Origin of the sequence: Enterobacter sp. MGH 16 (assembly GCF_000493175.1) — a bacterium.
Taxonomy (GTDB): Bacteria; Pseudomonadota; Gammaproteobacteria; order Enterobacterales; family Enterobacteriaceae; genus Enterobacter; species Enterobacter roggenkampii.
In genome coordinates this window covers 1,808,593-1,826,712 of sequence record NZ_KI535695.1, presented here as the reverse complement: position 1 = coordinate 1,826,712, position 18,120 = coordinate 1,808,593, and the positions used below count along the sequence as shown (strand labels likewise).

Genomic DNA, 18,120 nt, shown 5'->3' with positions numbered 1-18,120 from the left:
ACGATGCTGGAGTTGTTGTTTCTGCTTTTGCCTGTCGCCGCAGCCTATGGCTGGTATATGGGCCGCAGAAGTGCGCAACAAACAAAACAGGATGAGGCCAACCGGCTCTCCCGCGACTACGTTGCGGGGGTGAACTTCCTCCTGAGCAATCAGCAGGACAAAGCGGTAGACCTGTTCCTCGATATGCTGAAAGAGGATACGGGGACCGTAGAAGCCCATCTCACTCTCGGTAACCTGTTCCGCTCTCGCGGCGAGGTTGACCGCGCCATCCGTATCCACCAGACCCTGATGGAAAGCGCGTCTCTGACTTACGAACAGCGTCTCCTGGCGGTACAACAGCTGGGCCGAGACTATATGGCCGCGGGGCTGTACGATCGCGCTGAAGATATGTTCACCCAGCTGGTAGATGAAACGGATTTCCGCATTGGCGCGCTGCAGCAGTTGCTGCAGATTTACCAGGCCACCAGCGACTGGCAGAAAGCCATTGATACGGCTGAACGTCTGGTGAAGCTGGGTAAAGATAAGCAGCGCGTTGAGATAGCCCATTTCTACTGTGAGCTTGCCCTTCAGCAGATGGGCAATGACGACATGGACAAAGCCATGGCGTTGCTGAAGAAAGGTGCCGCCGCGGACCGCAACAGCGCCCGTATCTCCATCATGATGGGGCGCGTTTTTATGGCGAATGGCGACTACGCCAAAGCCGTTGAAAGCCTGCTGCGGGTTATCGACCAGGACAAAGAACTGGTCAGTGAAACGCTGGAAATGCTGCAAACCTGCTATCAACAGCTGGACAAGCGGGAAGAGTGGGTGGCATTTCTGCGTCGCTGCGTGGAAGAGAATACCGGCGCAACCGCGGAACTGATGCTTGCTGACGTTGTTGAGCAGTATGAGGGGGGTGACACCGCGCAGGTCTATATCACCCGACAGCTTCAGCGTCATCCGACCATGCGGGTCTTCCATAAGCTGATGGATTACCACCTGAACGATGCGGAAGAAGGGCGCGCGAAAGAGAGCCTGATGGTGCTGCGCGACATGGTTGGCGAGCAGGTGCGCAGCAAACCGCGCTACCGTTGCCAGAAGTGTGGTTTTACCGCCTACACGCTCTACTGGCATTGTCCGTCCTGCCGGGCCTGGTCCACCATCAAGCCCATCCGCGGCCTGGACGGGCAGTAATTTTTTAAAAGCCTTCATTTTAGTTACAACATACTGAAGATATTTAACACCTTCTGAGCACCGTGCGGTTTGCCGGCCTGGCAGGCAGATAAATGGATTCTGTCAATTTGCGGCGTCGGCAGGTAGAATGCTGGCCGTTTATCTGTTCCGCGCCGCTGCGCGCCCATAGACGAAAAGGGCTGGTCATGACGTCTGTTACATCCTCCACTTCCCGCGTAATTACGGATTCTCCTGTTGTTGTTGCGCTTGATTACAATAAGCGTGACGCTGCACTGGCGTTTGTCGACGGTATCGACCCTCGCGATTGCCGCCTGAAAGTTGGCAAAGAGATGTTCACGCTGTTTGGACCGCAAATCGTTCGCGATCTGCAACAGCGCGGCTTTGACGTTTTCCTCGACCTCAAATTCCATGATATTCCGAACACCACGGCCCACGCCGTTGCTGCAGCCGCCGAGCTGGGCGTATGGATGGTCAACGTCCATGCGTCGGGTGGGGCAAGAATGATGACCGCTGCCCGTGAGGCGCTCCTGCCGTTCGGTAACGACGCGCCGCTGCTTATCGCCGTCACCGTGCTGACCAGTATGGACGAAAATGATTTACGCGACCTTGGCGTGACGTTGTCACCTGCGGAACATGCCGAACGTCTCGCGCGTCTGACGCAGCAGTGCGGCCTGGATGGCGTAGTCTGCTCCGCGCAGGAAGCGGTACGTTTCAAATCAGCGCTGGGCCAGGATTTTAAACTCGTTACGCCGGGGATCCGTCCTGCGGGCAGCGACGTGGGCGATCAGCGTCGCATCATGACGCCTGAGCAGGCGCTGGCGGCGGGCGTTGACTATATGGTTATCGGACGTCCGGTGACGCAGTCTGCAAACCCGGCTGAGACGCTTAAGGCTATCAATGCATCGCTGAAAAAGGGGGCGTAATGACCGATTCCAACAGCCGTCTGGTCTACTCAACCGAGAGCGGGCGTATCGACGAACCGAAAGCCAAAGTGGAACGTCCGAAGGGGGACGGTATCGTGCGCATTCAGCGTCAGACCAGCGGACGTAAGGGGAAAGGGGTCTGCCTTATTTCCGGTATTGATCTGGATGATGCTGAACTGACAAAGCTGGCTGCCGAACTGAAAAAGAAATGTGGATGCGGCGGGGCCGTGAAGGACGGCATTATCGAAATCCAGGGTGATAAACGTGATTTAATTAAATCACTGCTCGAAGCCAAAGGCATGAAAGTCAAACTGGCAGGCGGCTAAAATAAATGAGCCACGGCAAATGCCGTGGCTCGTGTTATATACGTGCGTATGTCAGACCTGAAATGCGTTTAAATATCGCAATATCGAGGAAGGCTTAGATAATAGTTATTTGCCAACCTGGTGACCGATAATACCACCGACAGCAGCGCCACCTAATGTACCCAGCGTACTACCATCCGTTAATACTGCACCACCGAGAGCACCGGCACCGGCACCAATCGCGGTGTTACGGTCACGTTTAGACCAGTTAGAGCATGCGCTCAGGGACATAGCGACAGTGATTGCCAGAACAGCGGCGGCTAATTTTTTGCTGGTTAAGGTCATAATACTTTCTCCTGAATTATCGATTCACGGAAAGATGTACACGTTAAGTATAGACTAATCGAATACTTAATTCTTTTCCCCGTGAAAGCTGGTCGCGCAGGCGTTACTTCATCACGCAGGTGATAGTCACTTCCTGTTATATCGCTAATAGTAATTTTACGACTTTAGGGCAGGTTAAACAGGTAAAAACTCTTAAAGCAGGGTTAAGAATCATCTCAGAGAAAGACGTGTGCGCCCGAAATACGGGCGCGGAGGGAAATCAGGCGCTGGCTTTAATAATATTGACGATCAAACCGCTCTCTTCGAGTTTATTGCGATGCGCTTCGCTCAAACGGTCATCGGTAATCACGCGGCTAAAGCGTGAAGCGGGACCCATCGTGTAAGGGTGAACGGCACCAAATTTAGAGCTGTCGGTGAGCACAATGGCTTCGCACTCTTTTTCCAGTACGGCATTCACCACGTCAGAGCGCATCATATCCCGGCCGGTAAAGCCTGTCTCCGGCTGCCAGCCGTCAATCCCGATAAAGGCCTTACTAAAATGAACCTGCTGGACGTACTGACGGGTCAGCGGGCCAACCATGCTTTCACTTTTTTTCTGATAGATGCCGCCCAGCAGAATCACCTCGCAGCGCGTCTCTTTAAGTAAATGCGCGATATAGCTGCTGACGGTGATAATGGTAACGTCTTTTTGATCGGCAAGCGTTCGCGCCAGAAGGGCATTACTGCTGCCGTTTTCAATAAAGACGGTCTCGCCGTTGTTCACCAGGGACGCAGCAAATTCCGCCAGTTCACGTTTGAGCGCGTAGTTGTTCATCATGCGCGTCTCAACGTCATCACTGTCCAGCGGGACCGCATAGCCGTGCGCGCGACGCAGGTAGCTCTGTTTTTCCAGCAGATTAAGATCCTGACGGATGGTGACTTCAGAAACGCCAGTGGTTTTAGCGAGATCGACTACGCTTACGCGTCCCTGATCGATGACCATCTGCAAAATGAGTTGTTGTCGGGAATTCATAGCATCCATTTAATAAAGCGAAACGAGGTCGGAAACGGTGGGGGTTAAACTTCCCACGGCGCTTTTGGCTGTCTGTTTTCGGGCGCATCGTCAGCGCCATTCTGAGCAAGAAGTTCAGACTTCAGGATCTCAAGATTACGGATAGCAGAGTGATAATCGCCCGCCACCAGGATATCCAGCACGGTATCAATTCGTTGTGCTACAGCTTGTGCGTCAATAGTTGACATAATCTCACCCCAGGCGCGAAAAGTTAATATTTTCAATGATGCAGAAATTGGCTTCAAAAGAGAAGGGAAAAAATGCAATAACCAAATTACATAAACGGAAGTGATAAAATTATTCCCCCTCATGCTGCGGGCTTATTGAGTGGATTAGTCTAAAACTGCGCGCAACGCGCTTTTTTATAAGAGGAATTAGACTATGACAGTTATCAATCAGCCTACCTGCACACTGTTTACCGATACTGAACGGTTCACCCAGCTGTCAGGCTATTACGAGGCAGAGCGACATACAGTCTGGATGATGTTGCGGGCTCAGCCACGTCCTTGCTTCAACCATGCGTTAATAGAGGAGATCATGAACCTTTCATGGCTCGTCCGCCAGTCTGGTTTTGCGGTCGATTTTTGGGTGACCGGATCGCTGGTGCCTGAGATGTACAATGTGGGCGGTGACCTGCAGTTTTTCGTCGAGTGCATTCAGCACGGTCGACGTGAAGCGTTACGGGCCTATGCGCGCGCCTGTGTCGATTGCGTGCATGCGGCCTCCCGGGGGTTTGATACGGGGGCCATCTCGCTGGCCATGGTCGAAGGCAGCGCGTTAGGGGGCGGGTTTGAGGCCGCTCTTGCGCACCATTTCGTTCTGGCGCAGCGCGATGCACGTTTAGGTTTTCCCGAGATTGCTTTTAACCTGTTCCCGGGCATGGGGGGATATTCTCTGGTAGCTCGCCGTTCAGGAATGAAGCTGGCGGAGGAACTCATCTACAAGGGGGAATCCCATACGGCGGAATGGTACGAACAGCATGGCCTGGTGGATCTCCTGTTTGAACCCGGACAAAGCTATGTCTCCACACGAACCTTCATCGACACGCTACGGCCTAAACTGAATGGCGTAAGAGCGATGCTGCGCGCCCGTACGCGCGTTCTGCAATTGCCGCGCAGTGAATTGATGGACATCACGGAAGACTGGGTAGACGCGGCTTTCTGCCTGGAACCGAAAGATATCGCCTACATGGAGCGTCTGGTCATGCTGCAAAACCGCCATCACGCGGCGGGGTTGCGTAAAGCCAGTTAATGCTGTTTCCGCGCCTGATAGCGTTTTAGCCATCGCTCGAATGCGGCAGCGGGCATCGGCTTAGCAAACAGAAAACCCTGCCGTTCGTTGACGCCGTTCTTGGTCAGAAAGGCGTCTTCTTTTGCATTTTCCACCCCTTCGGCAATCACCTGCAGGTTTAACGCCTGCGCCACCGCGACGATGGCGCGCACCAGAGACTGGGAGATGGACTGCTTATGAATATCCCTGACGAACGATTGATCGAGTTTTATGGCGTCAATAGGGAAGCGGGCCAGCTGAGAAAGGGAGGAGTAGCCGGTACCAAAATCGTCGAGATGAATTTGCGCCCCCAGCCTGCTGAACTGCTGGATCACGGAGAGCGCCAGCTCTTCGTTCTCGATGAGACAGCTTTCGGTTAATTCGACGTCGACCGGGCAGTATTCAAAGTTCAGATCCTTCAGCGCCTGCTTTAAGTCGCTAAAGATAGTCTGGTCGGCCAGCTGACGCGCAGAGACGTTCACGGCCACGCGCAGGTTAATTCCCTTATCGCGCCATTTCGCCACCTGGCGAACCACATCCAGCATCACCCAGCGGCCCAGCGGCACAATCAACCCTGACTCCTCGGCATAAGAGATAAACTCCAGCGGTGGGATCAACCCGCGTTCGGGCGATTGCCAGCGGACCAGCGCTTCAAGACTTCTGACCTCGCCGCGCCAGGTGATTTTAGGCTGGTAGTGGATCAGGAGCTGGTCGTTATCCAGCGCCTTACGCAGGTTGGTATCCAGCCAGAGATACTCAAACACGCGCTGGTTCATCTCGGGCGAGAAGACGCAGAACTTGCCCCGGCCGTTCTCTTTAGCGGTGTACATGGCGGTATCGGCGTTACGAATGACGCTTTCCCGGTCGTTACCGTGCTGCGGGGCGAGGGCGATGCCCAGGGAACAGCCGGTGTAAATTTCGATCAGGCCGATTCGGAACGGCTGGCGCAGGCGGGTTAAAATGCGCGACGCCATCGCTTCCAGAGAGCCCTGAGAGGTATGGGTGGCCATGACGATAAACTCATCTCCGCCAAGTCGTGCCAGCACCTGTCCCTCATCCAGACAGCTCAAAATGGCGAGCGCCACAGCCTGTAACAGCTGATCGCCAAACATATGCCCGTAAGCGTCGTTGACCTTTTTAAAGTTATCCAGGTCGAGATACACCACGCCAACCTGCGTGTCGCCGCGGTGACTGATGGCGTCAGAGATCAGGTCGTGGATCGCATTGCGGTTTGGTAAGCCGGTGATGGTATCGGTATTGGCCAGCACGCGCAGCCGCTCCTGAGCGCGGCGTTCCTCGGTAATATCGGTACCGGAACAGATAAGGAAAATTTCATTTTTACCGCTGCCGCTGTGAACGAATTTGTTTCTGAACAGAAACAGTCGTTGCCCTTTACGCGTTTTGATCCAGCGTTCGACTTCGTAGGAGCTGCCGTTGCGGAAGAAACCGGTAATATTGCGCTTTGAGGCAGCCGCTTCGCTGCGGCTCATAAAGAGCTTAAACACGTTCTGGCCAATCACTTCTTGCTCTTTGAGGCCGGTATACTCTTCGCTCAGTCGGTTAAAACGCTGAATATTGCCATTCTGATCGAGAATAACAATCACGGAGTTAGCCTCTGACACCACCTGTTCCGCAAAAGAGAGTCCCTGAGCCAGGTCGCGCGCCACGGAGGGCGTATCGTTCCAGGCGGAAGCCGTACCGGCCCACTCATTACGGGTAATTTTACGGCCCACAAGGTGAACCGGGACATCTTCCCCGAATAACGAGAGCGTCATGGAAATGCTGGAGGTAATAACGGTTAAATGACGGATGAGATCGGCCTGATCGTCGTCCAGCGCAATCACCTGAGTGACATCGGCATTTTCACTGGCGGCAAGGTGCAGAGCGTTGCTGTCAGCTGACAAGCGCCACCATGGGCTGTGGGTTCCCATGTAGCGAAACAGCAAATTCTGCTCCAGATCGTCCATCATGTTTTCTCCCGCAGCTGTTCAGTAGCGCACCAATTATTCATTTGCAGTCGACTTTTCCGTTGAGAAGCAGCGGCAAAACCGAAGTGAACTTATTGTTTTTCGCTGAATTCTTATAATAAAACGAGTCAGATTTAAAAGGATACTAAGCGTATAAAAATTCACGTAACCGAATATAACAACACTCTTTTACTGTAGATAATTATGGCGAATTTGGGCGAGGAGAGGCTGAAAATAGTAAGAAAAAATAATGATTTTGTGGCGGGGATAAAAAGAAAAATTGTCGGCCTTTCCGGAAAGGAAATGACCGACAATTGAACAGGTTATCAGGCGACAGGACGCGCGATAATACTGCGGGTTTCCATACGGACTTCAGCGATAGTGACGTCAATCACGTCGGTGACTTTGTAAACTGTTTCACCTTTAATTTGCACCGTACCGTTTTCCTGACTACAGACCATTTCATCGCGAACAGCATGCAGGAATGGCGCCGGAATAAACGCGACAGCACCGTTATCGACCAGACGGACGCGCATTCCCCCGCGGCTGATATCAATGATTTCTGCGGCGAAACGGGTATCCGTACCGGCTTTATCCTGCAGGAAGCGTGCGTACAGCCAGTCGCCAACGTCACGTTCTGCCATGCGGTTCAGACGGCGACGATCGGCCATCTGCAGCGTGGTCTCCTCCTGAGGGCGGGCAACGGTTTCGCCTTTGATAATTGCTTTCAGCAGACGGTGGTTAACCATATCGCCATACTTACGGATCGGTGACGTCCAGGTCGCATAGGCTTCGAGGCCGAGACCAAAGTGCGGGCCAGGCTCGGTGCTGATTTCAGCGAAGGACTGGAAGCGACGAATGCGGCTGTCCAGGAAGCCCGAGGGCTGCGCGTCCAGTTCGCGGCGAAGCTTGCAGAAGCCTGGCAGGGTCAGCACTTCTTCCGGAACGACGTGCACGTCGTGATTCTTCAGCAGGGCCGCCAGCGCTTCGGTATTCGCAGGATCGAAGCCGGTATGGACGTTGTAAATACCAAAGCCCAGCTTGTCGCGCAGCACGCGTGCGGCACAGATGTTGGCGGAAATCATCGCTTCTTCAACGATGCGGTTCGCAATGCGTCGCGGCTCGGCCACGATATCCAGCACTTCGCCTTTCTCACCCAGAACAAAGCGATAATCCGGGCGATCTTTGAACACCAGCGCATGGGTTTGACGCCACTCGCCGCGGTTCAGACAGATGCGATGCAGCAGACGGATCTGCGCGGCAATGGCGTCTGATTCTGGTTTCCAGCTACCGGTATTTTCCAGCCAGTCGGAGACGTTATCGTAGGCCAGCTTGGCTTTCGACTCGATGGTGGCAGCAAAGAACTCGATATCGTCTTCAATCGCGCCATCTGCGGCAATGGTCATGCGGCAGGCAAGGACCGGGCGCACTTCATTTGGGCGCAGCGAGCAGAGATCGTCTGACAGTTCACGCGGCAGCATTGGGATGTTGAAGCCCGGCAGGTAGTTCGTGAACGCACGGATTTTCGCCGTTTCGTCAAGCTTGCTGCCTTCAACAATCCAGGCGGTGGGATCGGCAATGGCAACGGTCAGGTGCAGTTTGCCGTCGGCGCTTTCTTCAGCGTAGAGCGCATCGTCCATATCTTCGGTGCTGGCGCTGTCGATGGTGACAAACTCCAGCGCGGTGAGATCGCGACGCGTCAGACCTTCGTCCTGCATCTCGGTTGCCACGCCGTTCGGCGCTTCTTTTTCAAGATTGTGGCGTGCCAGCGTAACCCACCATGGCACGAAATGATCGGCGCCAAAGGTAATGAACTGGGTCAGTTCCGCATAAAAACCGCGATCGCCCTTCAGAGGATGACGGCGCATTTCTGCTACGGCCCAGTCACCTTCTTTAAAATCATGCTCAACGCCACGGGCGGCGCGGCAGGGAATGGCATCTTTCAGCAGAGGATGATCCGGCACGATAGAAAGACGATCGTCTTTTCGCTGCACCTTGCCCACAAAGCGGGTCAGGAACGGTTCGATCAGTTCTTCCGGCTCGGCGGACTCACGTTCCTTTTCGGTATGAATGACGGCCATGACGCGGTCGCCATGCATCACTTTCTTCATCTGCGGTGGCGGAATGAAGTAGCTTTTCTGCGCGTCAACTTCAAGGAAGCCAAAGCCCTTTTCCGTGGCTTTTACGACCCCTTCTGCACGCGGCGTCTGGGAATGCAGTTGCTGTTTAAGCTGCGCTAGCAGCGGGTTGTCCTGAAACATAATGTTCTATTTTCGTAGCCATTGAGCGGCTGACAGTTTTACGCGATTCTCACTGTCTCAGCAAGCGGTCTTTGGGTAATGAGTGTGGTTATTCCTCTTTACCAAACGCCACTTTCAGGCGATTGAGCCAGCCATCAAACGCACTTTGGGTAAGCAGCGTGATGGCATATTCGCCCTGGAGTCCTTGATCCGTGAGCGGGGTAAACTGCGCGGCGCTGAAGCGGTCCGGCGAGCGGGTCAGCAGTTCGACCGCTGCCGAAAGTGCGGGTGACGTCTGCGGGATCTCCGCGCGGCTGTTTAACAGGATTTCTCCGGTCAGGTCGAGCAGCGTCGGCTCATGACAAAGCACCGGCGTCAACGCCTCGAGCGCGGGTTCGGCCTGCCAGCGGGACAGGGACTCCAGCTGATGCGCATTCGCGTAGCGCAGCTCGACGACGGGTAAAAGCGGCATCCACGCATCGTGGCGCGCGGGGATCGTGTGCGGCTGAATATGGTGCCCCGGCAACCAGCGAACAGGATGTCCCAACAGGGCCTGAAAAATCGCGACCACGCGTGCCTGAAAACCGATAAAGCCGATAATCTGGTTAATCACCACGATGTCGTACGTGGACAGGCCCACCTCATCAAGCTGGTTCCGGGCTTTATCATCAATGACATCAGGCGAGCTGGCGAGCTGGCGGGCATACTGGGTGATTTGCGCCAGGCGGCGGTTGCTTTCGCGCGAGGAGTCCGGGCCGGGAAGCGGGGCGAGGAGGGCGGCGTAGTGGTTACAGAGCCGCTGAACGCCGCAGGCCTGTGCGACCGTCAGCGCGGTACTGAGTCGATCGTAAGCGCTGAGCGTATGCAGGCGGTTCACGGGAATTGAGAGCGGAAACAGCTGGTGGCATAAGGCTCTGGCAGGGGTAAGCCAGCCAGAACAGGCGGCGACAATTTCATCAGGCAGGGCTAAATCGAGCAAAAAACGATCGTCGACGTTAGCGGCTTCGGGCACCAGGGGCAGAACATCCGTCTGCGCGTGGTTTGACTGGGTTTCATGATACCAGTGGCCTTTGCCGGAAAAACGGCGTTGTTCCATGTGCGTTCCTTGATCTCAAAATGGCGATCAATATCCTGGCGTAAGGCAGATAAAGGGAAAAATATTGTTAGGTGATAACAAATAGCAGAACGGAATAACGAAGGGGTGACGCGGTGGGGAAATACTCTCTTCCCGGGCGGGAAGAGAGTCACAGCTTATTTAATTTCCAGCTCGTTCATTGCAGCGATGTTGAAGCCGCCGTCAACGTGAACCACTTCGCCGGAGATACCCGCGGAAAGGTCAGAGCACAGGAATGCTGCAGAGTTACCCACATCTTCAATGGTAACGGTACGACGAATCGGGGTAACCGCTTCGCAGTGTGCCAGCATTTTACGGAAATCTTTAATACCGGAAGCGGCCAGGGTGCGAATTGGACCCGCAGAGATGGCGTTAACGCGCACGCCTTCAGGACCCATTGCGTTCGCCATATAGCGTACGTTGGCTTCCAGAGACGCCTTAGCCAGACCCATAACGTTGTAGTTAGGGATAGCACGTTCTGCGCCCAGGTAGGACAGGGTCAGCAGGGCTGCGCCCGGGTTCAGCATCGCGCGGCAGGATTTCGCCATCGCAACGAAGCTGTAGGAGCTGATGTCGTGCGCGATTTTGAAGCCATCACGGGTTACCGCGTTCACGTAGTCGCCGTCCAGCTGGTCGCCAGGCGCGAAGCCGATGGAGTGAACGAAACCGTCGAATTTCGGCCATGCTTTTGCCAGTTCAGCAAACATGCCGTCGATGCTTTCGTCTTGTGCAACGTCACATTCCAGAACAATGCTGGAACCCAGCTGCGCGGCAAACTCTTCAACACGGCCTTTCAGCTTGTCGTTCTGGTAGGTGAACGCCAGCTCAGCGCCTTCGCGATGCATTGCCTGTGCGATGCCGTATGCGATGGACAGTTTGCTGGCAACGCCAGTCACCAGAATGCGCTTACCGGAAAGAAAACCCATAGCTTTAATCCTTATATTCATTGCTTATTTTGCCTTGTAATTCATAGCGTTACAGGCAGTATTTCAAAATCATTCGAAATTAGCTCGAAATTATAGCCCACTCACGGCCCTTTGTGTCACGATATTTCTCGCACTTCTCCGAAGTCGCATGCCCCGAAGAATGCGCCGCGGACTCGCGGGGGCGCGAAATTTCAGCATTCGTCCAGTATATCACCCGGCAACAGCTTCGCCTCATCCAACCAGCGAGGAGGCGCGATCCCGCAAGGGTGTTCACGCTTTCCTGATGTTGCCGATGAAGCGCGCAATAACGATAAAGAAGACCGGTACGAAGAAGATCGCGAGAAGCGTACCGCTAATCATGCCGCCAAATACGCCGGTACCGATGGCATGCTGCGTACTGTCGCTCGCACCGGTGGCCAGCATCAGAGGAACAACTCCTAAGGTAAAGGCTAACGATGTCATCAGAATGGGGCGCAGACGCTGACTGGCGGCATGAATGGTCGCCGCCAGCAGGGGTTGCCCTTCGCGATGCAGCTGCCTGGCAAACTCCACAATCAGAATGGCGTTCTTGGCCGACAGGCCGATGAGCGTAATCAGACCGACCTTAAAGAACACGTCATTGGTCATACCGGCAACAAACACCGCTATCACCGCGCCGATAAGGCCCAGTGGAACAACCAGCATGACCGCAAAAGGAATAGACCAGCTCTCATACAGGGCGGCGAGCACCATAAACACGACCAGTATCGACAGGGCGATCAGGCCCGGAAGCTGCGATTCCGATTTTATCTCCTGTAGCGAACTCCCGGCCCACTCACCCGCCATGCCCTGAGGCAGGCTCCTGGACAAGCCCTCCATGGCCTTCATTGCGGTGCCGCTGGATACGCCTGACGCCGCACTTCCGGTAATCCGTATAGCAGAATAACCCTGGTAGCGCGTCAACTGCTGCGGCGCAACGTTCCAGGAGATCGTCGCAAACGTTGATACCGGCACCATCTCACCCATCCGGTTTTTCACTGATAGTTTCAGTATCTGCTCGGGCTGCATTCGATAAGGGGCATCGGCCTGCATAATCACCTGTTGAACGCGGCCGTTGTTCGTATAGTCGTTGACGTAATTTGAGCCCAGGGTGACGGAGAGCGTCTGGTTGATTTCATCGAATGAGACGCCCATCGCTTCCGCCTTTTCCCGGTCAACCTGGAGCGCAAGGCTGGTTCCTTCCGGCAGACCGTCTATATAGACATCGCTGAGTTCAGGGCGTTGATTAGCCTGCAGAACCAGCGCGTCGGCGGCCCTCTTTAGAGCCTCATAGCCCGCTCCCGCTCTGTCCTGAACGTACCATGTGAAGCCCGAGGAGGTGCCCATATCCGAAATGGCCGGCGGGAGCAGGCTCATTGTGACGGCATCAGTGACGTTCGTCATGCTGGCCTGTATGTGGTCGGCTTCATCCTGAGCCGTCGAGCCCTGCCGATTTTTCCAGTCCTTCAGCGTGGTGAAGGCCATAGCCGAATTCGGTCCTGAACCTGAAAAGCCAAACCCCAGGATCATAATGTTGCTTTCAATGTCCGGCCGGGCCGCAATTTCCGCTTCAAATTTTTTAACCACGTCGAGGGTGCGCTGCATCGTGGCATCAGAAGGCAGCTGGATAGAGGACATAAAGTAGCCCTGATCTTCATCCGGCAGAAAGGACGACGGTAGCGAAGACAATCCAACAAACAGCGCCGTGCAAAGCGCAACGTACAGGAGCAGCATACGCCCGGTTCGCTTCAGAACGGCACCCAGCCCGGCTTCGTAACAGACGGTGAGCAAACGAAAGCGCGCGTTAAACCTGGCCGCGAACCTTCCACTTCCGCTCTTTCCTGCCTTGTGCGGCTTGAGTAACGTTGCGCACAGGGCTGGCGTCAGCGTCAGGGCCAGAAACGCGGACAGCAGTATGGAGACCGCCATGGAAATACAAAATTGTCGGTAGATAATCCCGACCGAACCCTCAGCAAACCCCATGGGGATAAAGATGGCAGTGAGCACCAGCGTGATCCCGATAATCGCCGGGGCGATCTCCTGCATGGCCTGCTGGGTAGCGTCCCGTGGGGAGAGGCTTTTTTCCGCCATCAGTCGTTCGACGTTCTCCACAACCACAATGGCATCATCAACGATAATCCCTATCGCCAGCACCATGCCGAACATCGTCAGAATATTGATGGAGTATCCGCTCAATAACATCACCGTGAAGGTGCCAAGAAGTGCGACGGGAGCAACAATCGCCGGGATAAGCGTACAGCGTATCTTATGCAGAAACAGAAGCATCACCAGGAAAACCAGCACCATCGCTTCTACAAAGGTCTGAACCACCTTCATGATAGACAGTTTCACAAACGGCGCGGTATCGAAGGGAACCGTAAACGCCATTCCTTCCGGTAACACCAGGGAAAGCTCGTCGATGCGCGCGCGTACGCCTGAAGCTGTACTCATTGCGTTGGCACCCGGCGACAGCTGGATTGCCGCCGCCGTTGCGGGCACGCCATTTTCGCGGATACCGAAAGCGTAACTTTGCAGGCCGGACTCAACGCGCGCGACGTCGGACAGTTTCAGCCTCGCGCCCGATGCATCTGATTTCAGGGTAATGTTTCTGAACGCCTCTACCGAAGTGAGTTGCCCCTTCACGGTGATGGGATACGTTACGCCTTGTCCCGCAGATGCCGGTTCATCTCCCGTTTTGCCGGGCGAAACCAGGGCATTTTGCTGGCCAACAGCAGTAAGTACATCGCTCACCGAGAGGCCGTAGCTGTGGAGCTTCATCGGATCCAGCCAGATACGCAGCGCTTTTTCGCCGCCAAACAGCTGAATTTTCCCTACGCCGGGCACGCGACGAAGCTCGTCACTGACGTTTCGGGCAAAATAGTCGCTTAAGTCGGCTTCCTCGAATTGACCGCTGGTGGACTTCAGCCCCACCATCATTAAAAATCCAGAATTAGCGGCCTCGACGTTAATGCCGTTTTGTCTTACCGCCTGCGGAAGACGAGGCTCGACGATCTTAATCTGGTTCTGCAGATCCATCTGTGCCAGCTTGATGTCCGTGCCGGGTTTAAACGTGACGGTAATCGATGCCGAACCGGTTGTGTCGCTGGATGATTCGAAGTAGAGCAAATTGTCTACGCCAGAGATTTCGCGCTCGATTAACGATACTACCGACGTATTCATGATATCGGGGCTGGCCCCCGGGTAACTGACGGAAATAATGATGCCCGGCGGTGCCACCGCCGGATACTGCGCAACCGGCAAACGAGGAATAGACAGGAGACCCGTCAGGACGATAAACAGCGCCACGACCCAGGCGAAAATAGGGCGGTCAATAAAAAAATGAGGCATTGGGTTATTTTTGTGTAAAAGAGTGAGGCAGAGACTCTACCGCGCACCTGTTTAGCGGAAGTGGGCGGTTTATGGAGGATGTGTGGAGCAAGGGCTCAGATCATTCTCATAATGAGGTACAGCGGTGCTCCACCAAAAAAAATGATCAAATAACATTCATAGTAAAAGATCAGATCCTCAATATCGGGCATCGCGTTTAACAGCACGGTGAACGTAATAATGAGATAAACAAAAATCACCATCAGCCAGAAGGCGATGATAAGAAGCTCAATGAACGCGCCGGCTTTATTTTGTATGACCAGAGAAACCACTGACAATGCGATGCAGCCATAGATAAGGGGTGAAGAGAGCAGCGTCGAGGCGACTTTCTCATCCACTCTGTGTACCAGCATCAGCCAGGTATAAAGTAATCCCCACGACAGCAGCAGAAACAGGAAATATATACCCAGTTTTTTAGGAGAAAAATATTTAGAAAGTTCCATGTTCATTATTTCAGCCAACTTCATAAAATCTTTAAGAAACAGTGGTAATTTGCAGCCCGCAATGCACAACGCGTTATGCCTCATTAGCGATTTTGAACGGACATTGTCGAGTCTTTATTGACTGAATGTGTAGGCTGTGTGGAGAAATAACCGGGCATTTAAATCAACCGGGAAATTTTCGTGACTACGGCACTTTTTCCCGGAGGCTGTGTCTTATTGTGCTCAAGATATCTGATAGCGTGCTTAAAGGGATTTCACCCGCGGAGATAATATGAACAAAAATACGCTGATCCTTGTTGTTGAAGATGAAGACGAAATCGCCGATATACTGATGAGCTACTTAGAGCGTTCGGGAATGAAAACGCTCAGGGCCAGGCAGGGCGAGCAGGCGATAACGCTCAATCGCCTCCATAAACCGGATCTCATCTTGCTGGACATTCACCTGCCCGTGTGTGACGGCTGGAGCGTGCTTACCACGCTTCGCCATGAAAGCGCTGTCCCCGTCATTATGGTTTCCGCTCTCGATCAGGACGTCGATAAACTTATGGGTCTGAGGCTCGGCGCGGATGATTACGTCATCAAACCCTTCAACCCTTCGGAAGTTGTCGCACGGGTTGAGGCGGTGCTGCGTAGAACAAAGCCTGCGCTTCAGCAGGCGGGGGCCCTGCCGCTCAGAACGCCATTCATTACGGTCTATCCGGATGATTTCTACGTGGAGGTTACTGCGGGGCCCGAGGTTATCTCCCCGGTCTTAACGACGACCGAATTTAAGTTGCTTTCTTACCTGGTGCGGTATCCGCGCAAGGTCTGTTCCCGTGAAGAGTTGCTCAACGCGTGTTTGCCGGAAGGCGATACGCTCGACAGAACCGTCGACAGCCATATGAGTAAGCTGCGAAAAAAACTGGAGCTGGCCGGTCTTTATGGCGTTCCCGAGAGCATCAGGGGCATGGGTTACCGGCTTGGGGAAAAGAAATGAATAAAGAGTCTGTCCTGAGTCGTCAGATCTTAACGTATATGCTGTTGCTGACGTTTACGATAATTGCCATCGCCATACTGGGCTCCTGGTTTTTTTACTCCTTTATTCTGGATCATCTTCCCGGCGGCCCTGCTGCGGGCGATGACGAGCAGATGACGATGTGGGACTGGGTATGGATTGGGACCGCGACGACGATTAGCCTGATCATTGCCGTATTCTTTACGGTCAAACTTTCATCGCGAATACTCACCCCGCTAAACGCGGTCGCGTCCAGCCTGAAAAAAATTTCTCAGGGCGATCTGGACGCCAGGGCATTCTGTGCCAGTTCCCGGCTGGGAGAGATCAATCACCTGGTTACGGATTTCAATGAAATGGCAGAAAAGCTGCAAACGCTGGATATCCAGCGGAAATCCTGGAATGCTGCGATTGCGCATGAACTGAGAACCCCGGTCACCATTTTACGCGGAAGGCTTCAGGGGCTAGTTGACGGGGTGTTTACCCCGGATCCGGTGCTGTTTACTAACCTCCTCAAACAGACGGAAGGATTAACCCGTCTGATTGAAGATCTCCGGGTTATCAGTTCGGATGGCGGGGCAGGATACACGTTATACCAGGCCAGAACGGATCTGAAAGGGACAATACAGGACGCGCTCGATACCTTCATGCCCGAGTTCAACCGTAAGGCATTTACCGTCCATACTGAACTGAGGGAGCTGCAGTGCGTATTCGATCCCTTACGCATCAATCAGTGTCTGACCGTTTTATTTGACAATGCCTTACACTATTCCACTTCGCGCAAGCTCACGGTAAAAAATGGTGTTTCGGATAAAGGCAATTTTATCCTGATTCAGGATGGGGGACCGGGTATTCCCAGGGAGTTTCATGACTTCCTGTTTCAGCCCTTTCAGCGCGATAACGGCGCCAGACAGTTGAACCCGGAAGGCTGTGGTTTGGGCTTGTCGGTGGTAAAAGCCATCATGCTGGCGCATGGTGGCGATGTTACCTATACCTTATCAACGCAAAACCACTCGATATTTAAACTCACCTGGCCCGACTCGTGAGCGTCAGCGGCAGGTCAAATGTGCCTGCCGGCGGTAAATGCCATATTTTTCCTAGCTTAGCATCCCATTCCAGCGGGGTAATCGACAGTTTACCGCGTCTCGGGCTTAAGGTTATTTCACTGAAATAGATTTCATCTTTTTTTAGCATGAGGTCAACGCGGCAGTAGTCAATACCATCCGCCAGCTCCTGGGATGCCAGCAACGCTTGCCGGAACATGGCCGGTTCGCCTGGCGCCAACGGTGTATTCGGATATTCCATCTGAAAGGGTTGTAAGTTCCAGTACCTGTCGTAAACGTTGATGAAACCTTTGCCGCTGTCATCCGTAAAATCCGCTTCAACATAGTGGGCAACGCCATGAAAGCAATGGATCCTCAGCATTTCGGGCGCTGTGTTCCTGTTTGCATCATCGAAGAGATCGACAAACGGTTCGCAAAGTATTTTTGGCGTAATGTTTTTGTACTGCCATTCGCGCGTGGTGTAGTACATATTTTTCTTTAACGCGAGACTGAGTTTTTTACACGCTTCCCTGACGTTAAATTGCGCTTTGTTCGTACATATTATTGTGCTGCCACTGTCATGGTTGCACTTAAGGACAAATTTTTCAGGGAGCGTCGAAAAATCAATCTGGGACACCTTGCTGTACACGCCAAGTAATGGCACCGTTTTCGCACGCGTTGTTCTGGAGATTACGTATTCCCGAACGGCGAGTTTATCGGCAAGCAGGGTATAGATGTTATTGTGGTCATAGACCAGACGATGACATATTTTTTCACTCAACGTCGTGGGTGATTTAATGTCAGGGTGCTTCCCCGATGTTTTCTTGAGCCTCACAGTATGAAAATACAGGTCCGTCATTAAAAATGAACGACATTTTCTGATGAGGTACTCGGTATATTTGAGAACGTAAGTGGCGTTGTTCAT

At 53.6% G+C, this 18,120-nt stretch carries 16 protein-coding genes; 6 read left to right on the top strand and 10 right to left on the bottom strand.

The genetic code is table 11. From position 1 onward, the window contains the following. Positions 1-3: 3 nt before the first annotated feature. The 3 genes from lapB (at position 4) to yciH (ending at position 2,422) form a co-directional block, all read left to right on the top strand. Entirely contained in the window at positions 4-1,173 is a 1,170-nt protein-coding gene (gene lapB / locus L362_RS14080) for a lipopolysaccharide assembly protein LapB (RefSeq protein WP_021240297.1), read from the top strand. A gap of 185 nt (positions 1,174-1,358) precedes the next feature. After that, positions 1,359-2,096: an orotidine-5'-phosphate decarboxylase gene (gene pyrF / locus L362_RS14085; RefSeq protein ID WP_008501214.1), complete on the top strand. Its 738-nt coding sequence runs from the start codon at positions 1,359-1,361 to the stop codon at positions 2,094-2,096. After that, entirely contained in the window at positions 2,096-2,422 is a 327-nt protein-coding gene (gene yciH / locus L362_RS14090; protein ID WP_023344329.1) for a stress response translation initiation inhibitor YciH, read from the top strand. The genes pyrF and yciH overlap by 1 nt, the downstream gene beginning before the upstream one ends. 105 nt (positions 2,423-2,527) lie before the next feature. On the opposite strand, the gene osmB is transcribed toward yciH, so the two are convergent. The 3 genes from osmB to L362_RS0122950 all read right to left on the bottom strand — a co-directional run bounded on the left by osmB (position 2,528) and on the right by L362_RS0122950 (position 3,985). Then, complete coding sequence (gene osmB / locus L362_RS14095) at positions 2,528-2,746, bottom strand: osmotically-inducible lipoprotein OsmB (RefSeq protein ID WP_008501216.1); 219 nt, start codon at positions 2,744-2,746, stop codon at positions 2,528-2,530. Between the two features lie 259 nt (positions 2,747-3,005). Then, positions 3,006-3,758 (bottom strand): DNA-binding transcriptional regulator YciT, encoded by a 753-nt coding sequence (locus L362_RS14100; protein ID WP_021240295.1) that lies wholly within the window; start codon positions 3,756-3,758, stop codon positions 3,006-3,008. 44 nt (positions 3,759-3,802) lie between these two features. Then, a complete protein-coding gene (locus L362_RS0122950; RefSeq protein ID WP_021240294.1) occupies positions 3,803-3,985 on the bottom strand; it encodes a YciZ family protein in 183 nt (60 codons plus the stop codon). A 193-nt stretch (positions 3,986-4,178) separates the two neighbouring features. Between L362_RS0122950 and L362_RS14105 the strand changes: the two genes are divergently transcribed. Further along, positions 4,179-5,048, top strand: coding sequence for a crotonase/enoyl-CoA hydratase family protein (locus L362_RS14105; RefSeq protein WP_008501218.1), 870 nt, complete (start codon positions 4,179-4,181; stop codon positions 5,046-5,048). On the opposite strand, the gene pdeR is transcribed toward L362_RS14105, so the two are convergent. The 6 genes from pdeR to L362_RS14135 form a co-directional block, all read right to left on the bottom strand. After that, complete coding sequence (pdeR, locus tag L362_RS14110) at positions 5,045-7,036, bottom strand: cyclic di-GMP phosphodiesterase (protein ID WP_021240293.1); 1,992 nt, start codon at positions 7,034-7,036, stop codon at positions 5,045-5,047. The genes L362_RS14105 and pdeR overlap by 4 nt on opposite strands. A gap of 323 nt (positions 7,037-7,359) precedes the next feature. After that, positions 7,360-9,294, bottom strand: coding sequence for an exoribonuclease II (locus tag L362_RS14115; RefSeq protein WP_023344328.1), 1,935 nt, complete (start codon positions 9,292-9,294; stop codon positions 7,360-7,362). An 88-nt stretch (positions 9,295-9,382) separates the two neighbouring features. Next, on the bottom strand, positions 9,383-10,369 hold the full coding sequence (locus L362_RS14120; RefSeq protein ID WP_023344327.1) for a CMD domain-containing protein: 987 nt from the start codon (positions 10,367-10,369) through the stop codon (positions 9,383-9,385). 155 nt (positions 10,370-10,524) lie between these two features. Continuing rightward, positions 10,525-11,313, bottom strand: coding sequence for an enoyl-ACP reductase FabI (gene fabI / locus L362_RS14125; RefSeq protein ID WP_003856831.1), 789 nt, complete (start codon positions 11,311-11,313; stop codon positions 10,525-10,527). Positions 11,314-11,583: 270 nt separating this feature from the next. Continuing rightward, entirely contained in the window at positions 11,584-14,679 is a 3,096-nt protein-coding gene (locus L362_RS14130) for a multidrug efflux RND transporter permease subunit (RefSeq protein WP_023344326.1), read from the bottom strand. Positions 14,680-14,774: 95 nt separating this feature from the next. Then, the gene (locus L362_RS14135) at positions 14,775-15,161 is read right to left on the bottom strand and encodes a colistin resistant protein CrrC (protein WP_032635959.1); all 387 of its coding nucleotides are present in this window, start codon (positions 15,159-15,161) and stop codon (positions 14,775-14,777) included. Positions 15,162-15,432: 271 nt separating this feature from the next. On the opposite strand from L362_RS14135, the gene L362_RS14140 reads away from it, so the two are divergent. Together L362_RS14140 and L362_RS14145 are read left to right on the top strand one after the other, a co-directional pair. Then, on the top strand, positions 15,433-16,137 hold the full coding sequence (locus tag L362_RS14140) for a response regulator (protein WP_008501224.1): 705 nt from the start codon (positions 15,433-15,435) through the stop codon (positions 16,135-16,137). Further along, complete coding sequence (locus tag L362_RS14145) at positions 16,134-17,198, top strand: ATP-binding protein (RefSeq protein WP_008501225.1); 1,065 nt, start codon at positions 16,134-16,136, stop codon at positions 17,196-17,198. The genes L362_RS14140 and L362_RS14145 overlap by 4 nt, the downstream gene beginning before the upstream one ends. Here L362_RS14145 and L362_RS14150 read toward each other — a convergent pair. Next, the gene (locus tag L362_RS14150; RefSeq protein ID WP_023327625.1) at positions 17,179-18,120 is read right to left on the bottom strand and encodes an ATP-grasp fold amidoligase family protein; all 942 of its coding nucleotides are present in this window, start codon (positions 18,118-18,120) and stop codon (positions 17,179-17,181) included. The two genes, L362_RS14145 and L362_RS14150, sit on opposite strands and share 20 nt — an antisense overlap.

Excerpts from the sequence above, each read along its gene's own strand:
- lapB (WP_021240297.1), top strand. The coding sequence starts at position 4 with ATGCTGGAGTTGTTGTTTCTGCTTTTGCCTGTCGCCGCAGCCTATGGC.
- pyrF (WP_008501214.1), top strand. The coding sequence starts at position 1,359 with ATGACGTCTGTTACATCCTCCACTTCCCGCGTAATTACGGATTCTCCT.
- yciH (WP_023344329.1), top strand. The coding sequence starts at position 2,096 with ATGACCGATTCCAACAGCCGTCTGGTCTACTCAACCGAGAGCGGGCGT.
- osmB (WP_008501216.1), bottom strand. The coding sequence starts at position 2,746 with ATGACCTTAACCAGCAAAAAATTAGCCGCCGCTGTTCTGGCAATCACT.
- L362_RS14100 (WP_021240295.1), bottom strand. The coding sequence starts at position 3,758 with ATGAATTCCCGACAACAACTCATTTTGCAGATGGTCATCGATCAGGGA.
- L362_RS0122950 (WP_021240294.1), bottom strand. The coding sequence starts at position 3,985 with ATGTCAACTATTGACGCACAAGCTGTAGCACAACGAATTGATACCGTG.
- L362_RS14105 (WP_008501218.1), top strand. The coding sequence starts at position 4,179 with ATGACAGTTATCAATCAGCCTACCTGCACACTGTTTACCGATACTGAA.
- pdeR (WP_021240293.1), bottom strand. The coding sequence starts at position 7,036 with ATGATGGACGATCTGGAGCAGAATTTGCTGTTTCGCTACATGGGAACC.
- L362_RS14115 (WP_023344328.1), bottom strand. The coding sequence starts at position 9,294 with ATGTTTCAGGACAACCCGCTGCTAGCGCAGCTTAAACAGCAACTGCAT.
- L362_RS14120 (WP_023344327.1), bottom strand. The coding sequence starts at position 10,369 with ATGGAACAACGCCGTTTTTCCGGCAAAGGCCACTGGTATCATGAAACC.
- fabI (WP_003856831.1), bottom strand. The coding sequence starts at position 11,313 with ATGGGTTTTCTTTCCGGTAAGCGCATTCTGGTGACTGGCGTTGCCAGC.
- L362_RS14130 (WP_023344326.1), bottom strand. The coding sequence starts at position 14,679 with ATGCCTCATTTTTTTATTGACCGCCCTATTTTCGCCTGGGTCGTGGCG.
- L362_RS14135 (WP_032635959.1), bottom strand. The coding sequence starts at position 15,161 with ATGGAACTTTCTAAATATTTTTCTCCTAAAAAACTGGGTATATATTTC.
- L362_RS14140 (WP_008501224.1), top strand. The coding sequence starts at position 15,433 with ATGAACAAAAATACGCTGATCCTTGTTGTTGAAGATGAAGACGAAATC.
- L362_RS14145 (WP_008501225.1), top strand. The coding sequence starts at position 16,134 with ATGAATAAAGAGTCTGTCCTGAGTCGTCAGATCTTAACGTATATGCTG.
- L362_RS14150 (WP_023327625.1), bottom strand. The coding sequence starts at position 18,120 with ATGAACAACGCCACTTACGTTCTCAAATATACCGAGTACCTCATCAGA.